Origin of the sequence: Paenibacillus sp. FSL R7-0297 (genome assembly GCF_038009025.1) — a bacterium.
Taxonomy (GTDB): Bacteria; Bacillota; Bacilli; order Paenibacillales; family Paenibacillaceae; genus Paenibacillus_AQ.
On the sequence record NZ_JBBPAQ010000001.1, the window covers coordinates 6,745,785 to 6,761,087 of the forward strand.

The 15,303-nt window shown below is 53.5% G+C and carries 9 protein-coding genes; 1 reads left to right on the forward strand and 8 read right to left on the reverse strand.

Annotated elements, in window-relative coordinates:
- Positions 1 to 28 precede the first annotated feature (28 nt).
- The 6 genes from MKZ24_RS29300 to MKZ24_RS29325 form a co-directional block, all read right to left on the reverse strand.
- The gene (locus tag MKZ24_RS29300) at positions 29 to 1,708 is read right to left on the reverse strand and encodes an extracellular solute-binding protein (protein ID WP_042233935.1); all 1,680 of its coding nucleotides are present in this window, start codon (positions 1,706 to 1,708) and stop codon (positions 29 to 31) included.
- 94 nt (positions 1,709 to 1,802) lie between these two features.
- A complete protein-coding gene (locus MKZ24_RS29305; RefSeq protein ID WP_340789316.1) occupies positions 1,803 to 2,708 on the reverse strand; it encodes a carbohydrate ABC transporter permease in 906 nt (301 codons plus the stop codon).
- Positions 2,709 to 2,723: 15 nt separating this feature from the next.
- Entirely contained in the window at positions 2,724 to 3,608 is an 885-nt protein-coding gene (locus tag MKZ24_RS29310) for an ABC transporter permease (protein ID WP_042233931.1), read from the reverse strand.
- 1,095 nt (positions 3,609 to 4,703) lie between these two features.
- A complete protein-coding gene (locus tag MKZ24_RS29315; protein ID WP_340789319.1) occupies positions 4,704 to 6,995 on the reverse strand; it encodes a helix-turn-helix domain-containing protein in 2,292 nt (763 codons plus the stop codon).
- 257 nt (positions 6,996 to 7,252) lie between these two features.
- Entirely contained in the window at positions 7,253 to 11,218 is a 3,966-nt protein-coding gene (locus MKZ24_RS29320) for a X2-like carbohydrate binding domain-containing protein (RefSeq protein ID WP_340789320.1), read from the reverse strand.
- Positions 11,219 to 11,821: 603 nt separating this feature from the next.
- Positions 11,822 to 12,322 carry a MarR family winged helix-turn-helix transcriptional regulator gene (locus tag MKZ24_RS29325; RefSeq protein ID WP_042233925.1) on the reverse strand — a complete coding sequence of 167 codons (501 nt, stop codon included), beginning with the start codon at positions 12,320 to 12,322 and terminating at the stop codon, positions 11,822 to 11,824.
- Positions 12,323 to 12,529: 207 nt separating this feature from the next.
- Here MKZ24_RS29325 and MKZ24_RS29330 point away from each other — a divergent pair, with 207 nt between their 5' ends.
- Entirely contained in the window at positions 12,530 to 14,164 is a 1,635-nt protein-coding gene (locus tag MKZ24_RS29330; RefSeq protein WP_340789321.1) for an MDR family MFS transporter, read from the forward strand.
- A gap of 93 nt (positions 14,165 to 14,257) precedes the next feature.
- Here the strand turns inward: MKZ24_RS29330 and MKZ24_RS29335 are convergent, their stop codons facing one another.
- Positions 14,258 to 14,725: a MarR family winged helix-turn-helix transcriptional regulator gene (locus MKZ24_RS29335; protein ID WP_042233921.1), complete on the reverse strand. Its 468-nt coding sequence runs from the start codon at positions 14,723 to 14,725 to the stop codon at positions 14,258 to 14,260.
- 82 nt (positions 14,726 to 14,807) lie between these two features.
- Complete coding sequence (locus MKZ24_RS29340; RefSeq protein ID WP_042233920.1) at positions 14,808 to 15,242, reverse strand: MarR family winged helix-turn-helix transcriptional regulator; 435 nt, start codon at positions 15,240 to 15,242, stop codon at positions 14,808 to 14,810.
- Positions 15,243 to 15,303 lie beyond the last annotated feature (61 nt).

Here is a 15,303-nt window from a genome sequence, read left to right on the forward strand (position 1 = left end):
GCCGCCCGCGTTTCCGCACTATCCGGCTTTATTTCGCTGACACATCATAAGCCTTCTGCAGAATCTCCAGGTAGCGGTCCAGCTTCAGATCCTTCAAGCCTTTTACATAAGCATCCCAGTCTTTGTTCAAGTCCTTGTTGCCCGTAATGAACTGCAGTTCGTTCTGCTCAATGTAGTTTCTCAGGTTCGTCTGCAGCATACTAGCTTCATCGATGTCGGTCGGATCAATCCAGATGGACCACAGCGGGAACAAGTCCCTCGGCTCATGGCCCTGATACAGCAGCGATGCATCATACAGTCTGCGTTCGTAGCCGTTCGAAGCATAGATATCGGTTCCCTGGACAAAGGTATCGCGGTATTCCTTCGGCATATAGAAGTGGCCCATTCCGCTCCAGCCTGCATTGCGCGGCGCTTCGCCTTCTTTCATCGGAATCTGCTTGATCACCGGTGTAACATCTTTGCCAAGTGCCACATCGCCTTCACCCGGATCGGTCCAGTCAATGCCTTTCATCCCGCTGGCCGAGTTGGTCTGGCCTTCCGGCGTGAACATATAATCCACCATTTTGATCAAAGCAATCTGTGCTTCTTCACTCGCTTTGTTGGTAATGACAAACTTGGCTCCCGGCGATACACCGCCTGCATCATGTGTAGCAAATGAGACTCCGGAAGGACCGGTAAGCGGAGCGAGCGGGTTGTAATGCGCTGAACGCGTGTTGCCCGGATCAATGTTGATGAAGATGGCAGGGTGCATGCCCGCACCAGCGCCAAGAATTTCCGCATCGGCATTCTCGCCGATTTTCTTGAACGCTTCAGCATTCTGGGTGAAGGCCCCCGGATCAATCAGCCCCGCATCGAACAGGGATTTGATATAGGTCAGGCCCTCTTTCCATTCCGGCTTGATGGCTGCCGATTCGACCTTGCCGTCAGGTGTCAGGTTGAGGTAATTGCGGTCATCGTCATAGACGAAGCTGTTCATCAGATAAGGAATAATCCGTACACCGAAATCTTCGGTGGAACCGCTGAGCGGCACTTCATCCGCTTTACCGTTGCCGTTCGGGTCCTGTGTCTTGAATGCTTCAAGCATCTGCTTGAAGTCTTCGGTAGTTTTCGGTTCTTCCAGATTCAGCTTTTTGAGCCATTCGGTGTTAATCCACATTTTATTGGGATAAGAGCAGTGGAAGCATTCCGTGTAAGCACCCAGCCCGTAAATATTGCCGTCCGGCGCCGTGTTCAGCGTCTTCAGCGCAGGCGTTTTTTCCATCGCTGCCTTAATGTTGGGTGCATACTTGTCAATCAGATCATTCAGCGGCACAAGAACGCCCTGCTGGCCGTATTTCAGCACATCGCCCTGCGAGAATTCATCAATGTAGGCAGTGAGCAGATACGCATCGGGATAGTCGCCGCTGGCCAGCGAGATCTGGCGTTTCTCTTTGGCTCCGTCAGACGGGTTGATCTGCCAGTCGAACTTGATGCCAAATTTGTCCTGAAGGAAGGTGGTGAATTTATTGGTTGGAATATCAATGCCCGATTCCTGAACGGCAAAGACGCTGACTTCAACAGGCTCCGTTGCCGCCGGTGTATTTTCGCTTGCATTCCCACTAGTGGCCTGGGCGCCCGAAGAGCTGTCTGTATTTTTGCCCGAGCATCCGCTGATCACAACAGTAAGTACCGTTACCAGCATTAACAAACTAATAAGGCTTTTCTTCAAAATCAATCACTCCCTTTTTTTGAGTTGAACAGGGTGGATATTTCTTGCTGCCGGCGGATGAACTCACCCCCTTTGCAGGTGTATATGCCAGGCCTCAGCCCTTAACGGACCCGACCAGCATCCCTTGAACGAAATAACGCTGTACAAAAGGATAAATCACCAGCACAGGCAGCGTAGCCACAACAATCAGCGCATATTTCAGAAGCTCCGCCATCTGCTGCCGTTCCACCATCGCCATCGCATCCATCGCTCCGGCACTGTTGTTCTGGATAATAATGCTGCGCAGCACCAGCTGAAGCGGGAACAGATCCGCCGACTTCAGATAGATCAATGCATCGAAATAGGAATTCCATTGTCCGACGGCGTACATCAGCACCAGCACCGCAAGGATCGGCTTGGATAACGGAAGCACTATGCTGCGGATGAACCGCATGTCACTGCAGCCGTCAATTTCACTGGCTTCAAGCAGCTCCTCCGGAATCGAGGCCTGGAAGAAAGAACGGGCGATGATCACCTGCCACACCCAGATAGCATTCGGAATCAGGAGCGCCCAGCGGGTATCGATCAGGTGCATCTGCCGGACCACCATATAGGTGGGGATCAGCCCGCCGCTGAAGATCATCGTGAACGTAATGATCATCATTAACGCATTCCGTCCAAAAAACGCTTTGCGCGACAAAGGGTAAGCAATCATAACCGTCAGGGTTACGCTGATCAGTGTGCCGGCCGCCGTATAAAAAATTGAATTGGCATAGCCGGAAACAATCTCATGCGTACTGAACAGCACCTTGAACGCCTTGAAGGAAATATCGACGGGCCAGAGCCACACCCGGCCGGAGGTTACAGCCGCCGGGCTGCTGATGGAGCTGCTGATAATGAAGATAAGCGGGTACAGTACGGCTATCACCACAAGGATGAGCACCGTATAGACCACAGTGAGGAAGATCCGGTCACCGGTGGATTCTTTGATTTTTTGGGAAATTGCTGGTGAAGCGGCCATACGAGCACTCCTTTCCTACCAGATGCTGTTGTTCGTGATTCGTTTGGCCAAGCCGTTAACCGTGAGCAGCAGGACCAGATTAATTAAGGAATTGAATAAGCCGACGGCGGTAGCGAAGCTGTAATTGGCATTCAGCAGGCCGATCCGGTACACATACGTAGCGATGATCTCGGAATTGACGATATTCAGCGGATTCTGCAGCAGATATACCTTTTCAAAACCGATCGCCATCACGTTGCCCACATTCAGAATAAGGATAATCACAATTGTCGGCACGATGCCCGGAAGGTCAATGTGGCGGATTTTCTGGAACCGTGAAGCTCCGTCCACCTTGGCGGCCTCGTACAGCGTAGGGTCGATGCCGGCCAGGGCGGCCAGATAGATTACGGCGCTATAGCCTGCGGTCTGCCAAATATCGGACCAGACATAAATTGAGCGGAACATGCCGGGCTCCCCGAGGAAATTCACCGACTGCAGCCCGAAGAAATTCAGGGCAATATTGGCGAAGCCGAGGCGCGGAGCGAGAAACAGCATAATAATCGATACCATCACCACCGTCGAGATAAAGTAAGGAGCGAAGGAGACCAGCTGGACAAACCGTTTGAACCGTCCGCCGCGGATTTCGTTGATCATCAGTGCCAGCAGGATGGGAATCGGGAACCCCGCCAGCAGCAGGAAGCCGCTAAGCAGAATGGTATTCTTCACCAGCGTCCAGAACATCGGATTCTCGAAAAAGAGTTCAAAATTCCTGAAGCCTACCCATGGACTGCCCCATATGCCTTTGATCACGTTATAATCCTTGAACGCCAGAACCGCATTCGCCATCGGATAATACTTGAAGATCAGAAAAAACAGTAAAGGCGGAATGACCAGCAGATGGAGCTGCCAGTGCTTCAGCATGCTTTTTCCGGCGTTCGAGAGCCAGCTCTGGCCTTTGCTCCGGGGAGCCGGCTTGTTGTTTAAAATCAGATTTTTCTCCAGATTAATCCCCCCCTAAAGTTGTGCCAGCGTGTACTGCGTTGGATTGTGCTCATGATTGTACCTCGTGCAAAAATCGCTTCGGAAGCGTGTGATTGGTTTCCGTATTACTTTGTTGGTTCATTTTGCGTAAAACTTGCTGGGGAAGCAGGTGTTTAAGTTTGAATGGCTAAATTGTGTGATAGCGCTTTCTCCACGACTCGATCATAAGGTCCGGTGGCGGTCTTGAACAGGTACATTTCCGTATTTTGCGTACAGTTCACCCGGATTCCGGGGGCCATTGCATACGCTTACATCCAGGATTCCGCTTATCCCTTGTCCAAATCAGGGGCACTTCTGCTCCTCATTTCCTCCTCCCGCCCACTTTTGGCGGAATCAGGGGCACTTCTGCTCCTCATTTCCTCATCCCGCCCACTTTTGGCGGAATCAGGGGCACTTCTGCCCCTCATTTCCTCATCCCGCCCACTTTTGGCGGAATCAGGGGCACTTCTGCCCCTCATTTCCTCATCCCGCCCACTTTTGGCGGATTCAGGGGCACTTCTGCTCCTCATTTCCTCCTCCCGCCCACTTTTGGCGGAATCAGGGGCACTTCTGCTCCTCATTTCCTCCTCCCGCTCACTTTTGGCGGATTCAGGGGCACTTCTGCCCCTCATTTCCTCCTCCCGCCCACTTTTGGCGGAATCAGGGGCACTTCTGCCCCTCATTTCCTCCTCCCGCCCACTTTTGGCGGAATCAGGGGCACTTCTGCCCCTCATTTCCTCATCTCGCCCACTTCCGGCGCATTTAAAGGGATTTATCCCTCTCATACTGCCATCCCGCCCACTTTCCGGGCATTTAAAGGCAGCTGCTATTTCCGGCTACCTCAACTTGGTACTAATTTAAAATGAGAAAATTTGTTTTATCAACAGTTATCTGAATGGTGTTCTTTTCTAACGATGTACTTTACCAGAAAATAAAAAAACGACCGCGCGTCCGGACCATGGACAGCTGCAGCCGCTTGAGCATGTGAAATCAGTTCTATTCGCCATGCGATTGTCGGTAGGTGCTCGGCGAAATGCCCGTCAGCCGCTTGAACGCCCGCCGGAAAGAATGCGAGCTGTTGTAGCCGACTCTGGCCGCGATCTCATCCACCGTGTACCGGCTCTCTCTCAGCAGGATTGCCGCCTCATCCATCCGTACCTTAATCAGGTGATCCGAATAATTCACCCCCGTCACTTCCTTAAACAGCTGCGAGATATATTTCTCGGGCCGCTCCACATGCTCAGCGACGCGGTACAGGGTGAGCTCAGTATCGGCGTACATCTCTGCGGTATACTGGTACATCTGCTTGATGATCTGGGTGTGCGCATCCTTCTTTTTGTTGGTGATGAATCCGCAGAGCTCTCCGGTCAGCTCAAGGAATTCTGCCTGAATACTCTCGATCGGCGACGAGGTGTCAATGTCGATAATCTGACGTTTGATGCTCTCACCGAGCGGGGACTCCATGAATATTTTTTGATCCAGCAGCTTGAGGAAGGTGCCCTTCATCTCCCCGATCAGCTGATGCTTCATCTCCATAGACAGCTCGCGGGGCCCCAGATTCTGCGCAAAAGTAGCGTCAATAATCCGCTCCGCCTCGGCCAGCTCGCCGGCACGGATCGTACTGATCAGACGCTGCTCCGTCTCCAGAGGATAATAATAGGTCGTATTCTCAATCTGCACCTCCTGATGGCGCATGACTCCTTTACGGTTCGTATATACGGCATATTCCAGTGCCTGTCTGGCCTGCTCGAAGGACTGGCTAACCTCAGTAACCGACGAGAAATACTCCCCGAAGCCGCCCTGCACTGAAATGCGGTATTCCTCAAACACCCGCTGAACCCACTGATCCATCAGGAGCTCCATCCCATCTTCCTTGCCCGCCGGCCCACCGTCAGCTGTGCTGGAGAAGAACAGGATGACTATTTTGTCCGAACCCATATCTGTCATCGGGAGCGGACCCGCCAGCTCGGCAAACGTCTGCTTCAGCAGGAGCCGGGCCGCATTCAGCTCATTCAGGATTTCAACACTGTCCATACCGGAATACCCTTTGATCTGCAGAATTCCCGCATACCCGGTTCCTTCACCCAGTCCGATATCCGCCTGCACGGCTGCCGAGACAATCTCTTCCCTGGATTCAAATTCCCCGGCGATCAGCCGTTTAAGAAAAGCATCCCGGACCAGCGGCAGCTGACGGTTAAGCTCGGTCTCCAGCAGCTTGTTCTTCGTAATCATGTCGGCGATATTCCCGCTCAGGAAGTCGAATTCATTGCGCTCGGGGCTATCCTCCTTGCCGAACTGCTCCTTCATCACGGCCAGCAGACGGTTAATCGGCATACTGTTTCTGTAGGCAAGCACAAGCCCGGCCAACAGACCGAGGAACAGGGCGCCAACCGTAATCAGCCAGGTCATATGCTTAATAGTATTCGCGTTCTTCATCAGCACACTGCGGGGAATCCCCGCCTGGTACACCCAGCCGTTCGTGCCGGAGCGGGTCGTGATCACGAGATCATCCCTGTAGAACTGGCTTACCTTATCCGCGTCAAAAAAAGGATCAGCAGCCAGCTTATCCACGTAAGCATCATTTTGCCCCTGCAGCACTATCGTATTGCCCTCTGCATCGCTGATATGTACCCAGCCTCCATCACGCTCGGTCAGCCCGGACAGCAGACTGGCGATAATCTTCTCGTCAATATTAACCACCACGACAGCCGGCGAAGAATTATTGAAGCTGTCCAGCGGCAGCGACTGCATGTAAGTAATCACTGACGTTGACGTACCTTTACTTACGTATGCGCTCAGCGGCTTAATCTCACTCCGGTGCGTACGGTCCAGAATCTCCTTTTTCCAATCCTCCAGCGGGAGATCCTTGTAGTGATAGATCTCGTAATAATGATCCGGGCGGTAGGAGGAGCCGGCAGTCAGCACCAGATCATAATTGGCCAGATAAATATAATAGTCCTGCAAAAAATCATTCGTCTGTCCGAAGGTCAGGACATTGCGCATCGCTCTCCAGATCCCGAACACATTCGTTTCACGACCTTGTTCATTCATCAGTACATTCAGTTCCTGATTTATGGCCAACTGCCGGGTAAGCCCTTCAACCTCAGCCATGCGGCGCTCCAGAATCTCCTGGCTTTTCTCCAGCTGGGTCACGCTATTCTCAATCGAAATGGACTGGGTTACAGAGATTGAAGTTTGGTACGACATGTAGCCCCCAATGCTGGGAATGATTAAGATGACCAGATAGGAGATCAGAAATCTGCGGAACACCTTGGAGTACTTGGGCATGGTAAGATTCTCCCCTCTATTGGTAGCGCTATCATAATATTAGCTTAAAACAATTTGCCGTCCAGTCAAGCTTTTGTCCTGCGCCCCCGCATGGCGGCAATCGGGAATTTAATAAAAAGCAGCGATGCAGGCCGGCATCACTGCTTTTTATTAGTAATTCCGATCTCGCTGCAGACCACTGCCGCCCGGCGCGAGATTCGCGCGAGCGGCAGTGCAAGCGGATGATTAACATTAGTCAGATGTTAGAAATCTAGGAATCAGGAGCCGCTGAACTGCTCACCCCCTCCGTCTGCAGGCTTCCAGGCATGATTCACCGAAGCCTCCATGATGTCAGCATAAGCCCAGTGGGTAAGCGGAACATCCCGCCACGGGGTAACTGCCATCCCGCGTAATGGTCCTCTGCCGGTAAGTCTGTTAATCACCGTAACCGCCTCTGCCCGCGTTAACGGATTGCCGGGCTTGAAGCTGCCGTCGCTGTAGCCGCTCAATATTCCGGCACCCTGCGCCTTCAGGATGGCTGCCTCTGCCCAGTGCCCGGCAATATCCGGGAATCCGCGGCCTGCCGCCGTGTCTGCCGTGTCTGCCGGTATCAGTACGGCTGCCAGACTCGCCATCTCGGCACGGGTAATCAGCTTCCCGGGCCTGAAGCTGCCGTCACTGTAGCCAGTCATAAATCCGGCTTCGGCCACAGCGGATATCGCCGCCGCTGCCCAGTAATCTGCGCTTACATCACTGAACGATGCCGCTGTTCCGCCTGCCTCCGGAGTGATGGCTTCGAACAGCAGTGACGCCATCTCGGCGCGGTTAATTTTCTGGTCCGGCTTAAACAAGCCGTCCGGATATCCTTTGGCATATGCAGCATGCTGCTCCTCTGCAATGCCCGGCGTAGAAGACGGAGCCACTGCTGGAGACGGTGTAGGCGTCCCGGTCACTGCCGGTGAAGCGGTTGCTGCCGGAGCCGGATTGCCTCCGGTTTGCGCGGTGGCTCCGGGCTGTGGTGTGGCTGTAGCTTCCGGCGTTGCAGCAGGTTCCGGCGTTACACTTGGAGCCGGTGTTGCCGTCGGCTCTTCACCCGGACCCTCGTTAGCAGCCGGCAAGGTGATTCTTAACTGATCGGCCAGCATAAGACTGCCTGATTTCTTCTCGGCCTTCAGCACATGCGAGCCTGCCTCCAGTCCCGTAATCACGGCAATACTCTGCAGGATCTGCCGGTTCGCGCTATAGGCGCTGGCTGTCTGCCGCAGTTCGCCGTCCACGTACAGCTCAATGTCTCCCAGATCCGGGCCTGTCGGCCCTACGAGTGAAATCCCGCTACCCGTGAAGGCATATTCGACATAATCACCATCATGCTCTGTGTAATGCACATCGTTCTGATAATCACCGCTGAATTCAAAGGTCAGCGTAAGTGTTCCAGCCGACTGAGCAGCCAGATAGGACTTCGCGAGCGTGACTGTACTGCCGGAGAGCGTATAATCCATACCCTCCACCAACGTGTAAGACCCTTGGCGGATACCCCCGAACAGGCCCGGCTGCCGGAGCAGCGTCACGTCTATATCGGCCTGAGCCGCAGCTGCCTTGTCGAAGACAGCTTCCACAGGATTAACGAGGTCGGGAATTTCCACTTTCAGCATATCCAGCAGCATGAACCGGCCTGACTTCTTCACTGCCCGCAATGTATGAATGCCTTCCGGAAGACCGGAAATGCTGTACAGATTCTGCTGGGCCAGCCGGCCGTTCCGGTACGCGCTTACGGTTTCTTTGAATTCTCCATCGACATAGATATCCATATCCCCCTGCGAGCTGTCTACTTCGGTATATAGACTGATCCCTGTCCCGTTGAAGGCATACTCGAAGGAATCACCGTTAAGCTCGGTGTACTGCACATCATCCTTGTAGTCTCCCATGTTTCTTCCTGTACTGCGCGACCAGGAGCCATTATAGGTAATTCCCGGATCATCATTGTTGATCTGTTCGTAGCGTACGGTAGAGGAGCCTGTGATCTGGACAGTGAACAGCTCGCTGCTTCCTCCGTCGAAGGTGAGGGCCAGCTCCGTCCGGCCGGATGGCTGGTTGAACAAATACTCCTTATTCAGGATGACTGTGCTGCCGTCAGCAGTGTAATCGGCGCCCGGCAGCAGGGCAACGCCATTATTCGTGATTGCCAGCAGCGAGTCGCTGCCGGCTGCCAGTGCAAGCTCCAGATCCGCCTGGCTGCCGGGGGCCTTGTCGAAGCTGCCTGCCTGCGGATTAATCAGCTGGCCTGCCGTAATCCGCAACGCATCGAGCAGCATATATTGGCCGGTGTCCTTGACCACCTTCAGGGTATGCTCCCCCTCCGCCAGCCCCGAAGCGCTATATACGATCTGCTGGGCTTCCTTATCCCCGGACGTATACGTTCTCACCCGGTCCGGGCTTGCAGCATCGTCCAGATACACCAGCATATCGCCTTGTGCCGGGTCCTTCTCCGTCAGCAGCTCAATTCCCGTACCGCTGAAGGTATACTGGAAATAGTCCCCGTTCTGCTCCGTATAGTGAACATCTGCCCTGTGGTCTCCGGCAGATCTGCCGGTCGAGGAAGACCAGGAGCCGCTGTAGGCAATGGCCGGATTGCTGTCATTGACATAGACCGAGCGGGTAACCGAAGCTCCGCTGCCTGTTCCCGGATCACTCGGATCTGCTCCAGCTTCCCCTCCAGCTCCGCCTCCCTGTTGCCCGCCGTCCCCCGGCTCTCCTTCACCCGGAGCCGGGGAGGAATCCGTGATGCTAATATTCATATCCTGGCTGCCGGGGACCTGCTCCTTCCCGGCGTTACGCTGCCAGGAGCCGGTGTAGCGCAGTCCGGTATCATCATCGTTAACAATCGAGGTGCCCTCCTTGGCTGTCACCTTGAACATCCGCGAAGCATGCGGTTCAAGCGCACCTGCATTGTAACCGTCCTCAAAGGTTCCAAGCTCCGTGTGGCTCCAGAGATCGCGGACAGAAGCGGGACCTTCGAGTCCGATATCGCTCCACTTCACCTCCACTGCTGCACTGCGGCTGCCGAGATTGAACAGCGCCACATTGTAGGTACCGTCGCCGTTATTCGCATACCAGACCTGCTGCTTCGTATCCATCGACACCGGATGGGCAGGACGCCCGGACTGGTTGACGGCAATGACCTCGTCATTCGTCAGCAGCTGCAGGCCATAGTCGTCAAGCCGGGTCATGTCGTTGCCGATATAGAGCTGCGCCGCAGACACCGCCCAGAAGGTCATGGCTGTCTGCCGTTCATCCTTGGTCAGACCGTCCATTGCTCCGTTCCCGACATTCAGCGAATCGAAGTCATTCCATCCGCCGGGACCGGCATCCCGCCACCATACGGCAGCATCCGGGAACAGCCGGGCGATATTGGCCCACTGGGTTAATCCCACATTGCTGTCGTAGGCTTCAACATCCCACTGGATCCGCCAGCCGTTGGCGTATTTCTTCCAGAAGTCCACATAATTATGATCGAGCGCCCAGGAGAGCTCGAACCAGATGTCATGCCGGGCCAAAGCCTTGGACCAGGCTTCCACATCGCCGCGTGCATCAAGACTCAGATTGTTGATTCCCGACCCCGGAGTTACGCTGTCAAATTTGACGAAGTTGATCCCCCATTCGCCAAGCATATCGGCGATGGAATCAATATACTTTTGCGCGCAGGGGTTGCTGAAATCGATCTTGTAGCTGTAAGCATTCCAGGCATCCACGATCTTGAGCGGCTGCACGGCAATGTCCTGCATCCGGCATTCACCGGCAGTTCCGTAGATTTCAAGATTCTGATTATAGGCGTCGATGGACAAGCCGGGGATCAGGTAGATTCCGATTTTCTGCCCGTTGTTGTGGACATAGTCGATGACATCCTGAAAACCGTCCGGATACCGTTCCGTACTAGGAACCGGTCTGCCGTATTCATCCATACTGCCGTTCCAGCCTGCGTCGATATTAATGTATTCATAGCCGTGCGACTGCAGCTTCTCATGCATGGCATCCGACTGCTTCTTGATGCTGTCCGCCGATATCCAGTTCCCTGAAGGCTCATACACCTGCATACTGAAGCTGCTCCAGCCCATATAAGGCTTCTGTGCCAGCTCCTTGTCAGCTGCCTCCGCTACATCCTGCCTGGTTCCCGCAAGTCCGGTTTGCGCTGCTGTCATGATCAGCATCAGCAGGCACAAGCCGATTTTCTTACCCAAAGACTTCAAATATCCCAGCTCCCCTCGGCAATTTATAAAGCGCTTTCTATTTCTGCCGCAACTTGCTCATTGCATGCTCTCTGCTTACTCATGGTGGAACGGCGAATAATGGTAGCGCTTTCCATACGAGTTGATCATAGGCGGTTGCCGCCTTCCTTGAATAGGTACATCTGCGGTGTTTGGCGTACAGCTGCCCCTGTTCGCGGGGGACAAAACTCAGTCGGGCATCCAGTTTTCCTGCAGTTATTGCTCCTTGTGATGGTGAATGGTGCTCGGAGATTAGTTGGATTTTCTCCGCCTAATTTTTCCTTTTCCCTCGTTCTTCTCCGATCCGTGTGGCAGCAAATGCTATTTCTCCAACTAATCTACCGTATACAGAAGTTTCTGCGTTAATAGATGTCGTTTTTCCACTTAGCTGCCCTTCTCTTCTTTACGTGTGGACCCAGCAGAAATTGCCTGCTGTGGAGAGGACATTGCACAATCTGCGGTACATCAAGCAACAGAAAAAACCGCCTGAAATCAGACGGTTAACAAAAGTGGAATTTATGGTTTAAAGTCTTCATCGCTTACAGGGTTACAGCTTACAGGGTTATAAATTACCCGGATTCCGGCTCATTCGGACGGATTCCCCATCACACGTGGCCGCACCTCGTTCACGGCTTCCATCAGACGGCCGCAGGTTGAGATCAGCTGATCAATCTCCTCCCCACCCACCTTATCGATAATCTCGGCCAGCACACCCGAATAACGGTCCATTCTGCTGCCGAATACCGCCTGGCCTTTGGCCGACAGGCAGATATAAATGACCCTGCGGTCGGTTTCGGACATTACACGTTCAATGTATCCCTTCTCTTCCAGCGCACTGACCATTTGTGAAGCCGTCGGCCGGCTGACCTGCATCAGCTCACTTAACCGGGAGACCATCAGGCCGCGGCACGGGCCTCCCCGTTCCTGTTCATCCGCCTCCTGCTGCTTCATGGCTGCATGAATGACAAACATCGTTACAAATTCTCCATGCGGGATAGAGTCTAGGCTCTGCTGACGGGGGGTTAGGCGTTTTATATTTTCCAGTGCGATAAGCAGCTGCCTTTCCCGGCTGTCCTGGACACTCATGAGACACCTCCGATCTATACCATTAGATTACCTACCTAACATGTAAAAATCAATACAAACCGCTATTCTCTCCTGGCAAAAAAATAAAAATATTGTGGTGTTTAAACTATTTGTGTATTATACATAAAAGGTAGTTTGGCTACCTAATTAGAATATCATAAAATGCCAAACTATAATACGTTCAGGATCAAAGGAGAGTACCCTGCCATGGAGCATCTCACGCAAAAAAAGAAAGTAACCATTATGGTCGCCTTAATGGCAGCGATGTTCTTCGCGGCGATCAATCAGACGATTGTCGGCACCGCGATGCCCCGGATTATTGCCATCCTGGGCGGAATTGAGCATTACACCTGGGTAATCACCATCTATATGCTAACCTCCACCATTGCCACGGTGCTGGTCGGTAAGTTATCCGATATCTACGGCCGCAAGCCCTTCCTGCTCGCCGGGATCGTTATTTTCATCATCGGGGCCTTCCTGTCAGGCTTGTCTGACAACATCTATCAGATGATCACCTACCGCGGGATACAGGGCGTCGGCGGCGGGATTCTGATGTCGGCCACCGTCACTGCCGTAGGTGACCTGTTCGCTCCCCGGGAAAGGGCGAAGTGGACGGGAATTATGATGGCCATCTTCGGATTCTCCAGCGTAATCGGCCCTACCCTCGGCGGATTCATGGTCGATCATATGGATTGGCGCTGGATCTTCTGGATCTTCCTGCCACTCGGAATTGTAGCCTTCATCATGATCTGGAGAATGTTCCCGAAAAGCACGCGCGCCGTTTCCGAAACGATCGACTATCCGGGTTCCATCTTCCTGTCCCTCAGCATCGTCGCCCTGCTGCTCGGCTTCTCCTGGGCAGGCACCAAATATGCTTGGAGTTCACCGGAGATTCTCGGACTGTTCGCGGCTGCCATTGCCAGTGCAGTCATTCTGATATGGATCGAGCGCAAGGCCAAGAGTCCGGTGCTCCCCCTCTCCCTGTTCAAGAATTCGATTGTCACCCTCTCGATGATTATCGGCTTCCTGATGAATGCGGGCATGATGGGTGCAATGATCTATCTGCCGTTCTTCGTGCAAGGGGTCGAGGGCGTGTCCCCGACCAATTCCGGCTTCATCAACATGCCGATGTCGCTGATGATGATTGTGCTCAGCACACTGGCCGGCCGCTGGATCTCCAAGTCCGGTAAATACAAGCGCTACGCCATGATCGGCATGCCGTTTATGGTCGCCGCCATGATTATGATGGCCTTCATGAACAGCATCGTCATGGCTGTGGCCAGCATGATCGTGTTCGGGATTGGCCTCGGGCTGGCCATGCCGGTATTCACGCTGACCGTACAGAACGCCGTGGCTCCGCAGATGCTGGGCGTAGCTACGGCTACCAACACCCTATTCCGCAACCTTGGCGGAACCATCGGGATTGCCGTTATGGGTACCGTGATGAACACAACCCTTACGCATAAGCTGGAATCTGTGGTAGCCTCAGGCAAAGGCCCTGACCTGTCCAAGCTTGATCCGGAAGCCGCTAAGCAGCTTACAGCCTTCATGAATCCGCAGCTGCTGCTCGACCAGCCCAAGCTGAAGGAGCTGCACACCACGCTGCCGGAGCAGATCCGGCCGCTCTTCAATCAATTGATTGAGATGCTGCGCGGGGCGCTGAGCGACTCCCTGACGGTAGTGTTCCTGAGCGGTACTGCGCTGCTCGTTATTGCAGCCGTGCTTGTTCTGTTCCTGAAGGAGATCCCGCTGCGTTCCAGCGAATCTAAGACAGAGGCTGCCGCAGAGGAAGCCGGTGCAGGAAGCAAGCTGCGGAAGGAGAATGCGACCGCAGGGCATTAACAGCTCCGGAGTTCATCCTGAAAAAACAAAGAGATGTCCCGCAGCTGCAGCTGTGGGACATCTCTTTGTGTATACAATGCTCAACATTACTGTTCAGAAATCATTCTGCTGGCTGTTCAGCTGCTCGAAATATTCGTACACCCCGTTCAGCAGCTCGCTTAAGGTCTCGCTTCGTTCTTTGCCGAGATGGTCAATCATCCCCTGGAAGGTCTCCCGGGATTTCGCCACCGCCATATCGGCAAGATGCGCTCCCTTGTCCGTTAAAGTAATGTCGCTGATTCTGCGGTCCTGGCTATCTGGCGTGCGGACAGCGTATCCTTGGGCAATCAGGCTGTTCACCATCTGCGTGACCGTGGGAGAAGTCACTTTGAGGAGCTTGCTGATATCGGAAACCGTCCGCCCCTTGCTGCCTTCCTGCTCCATGCCCTTCTTGATCGAGACCAGCACACGGATTTCACTCGGCTTCAGTCCCCAGAGCGTCGTCTTGCGCCAATTCATCCGGGCAAACTGCTGAAAGGCTTCTATTAAATCATCAATATGTTCATATTTATCTTCGTTCATCGGTACACCCCATAAGCTTTATTAACTTAAGTATAGCCCAAATTAGCCCAAACCCTCCACTAAGGAAACAGCACTGCCCTGATTAATCCTCTTCCAGAAAAGCCGCATTGAATTTCCGCAGCAGCTCGCCGAAGGAATCTCCCTCTTCATCCGACCAGTTTACCAGCAGCTTGCCCATAATTTCCTGCCGCATCTGCCGGTTCTCATCCAGAATTTCTCCGCCCAGCTCCGTAATCTGCAGGGTATAGGCCCGTCCATCCACAGGGTCTGGTACACGGATGATATATCCCTTGTTCTCCAGTGCAGCTGCCTGCCTGCTGACGGTGGAGATATCCAGCTGGAATTCATCAGAGAGAGCCTTCACTCCGGCAGTTCCGTTATTAAAAGCAATCTGATGCAACAGCAGGTAGGCCGCCCGGTCGAGATTGCCGATTTTTTTGTACGTGGTAAGCGAAGTCAGCCGGCGGACAAGAACCGCCATTTCCAGCTCTATCGTCTCTATTGAACGTTTCTCCATGCAGTCCCATCCTCTTCTTCATCATCTTCTTCTTCATTGACATCATTCTTTCCACTTGTAT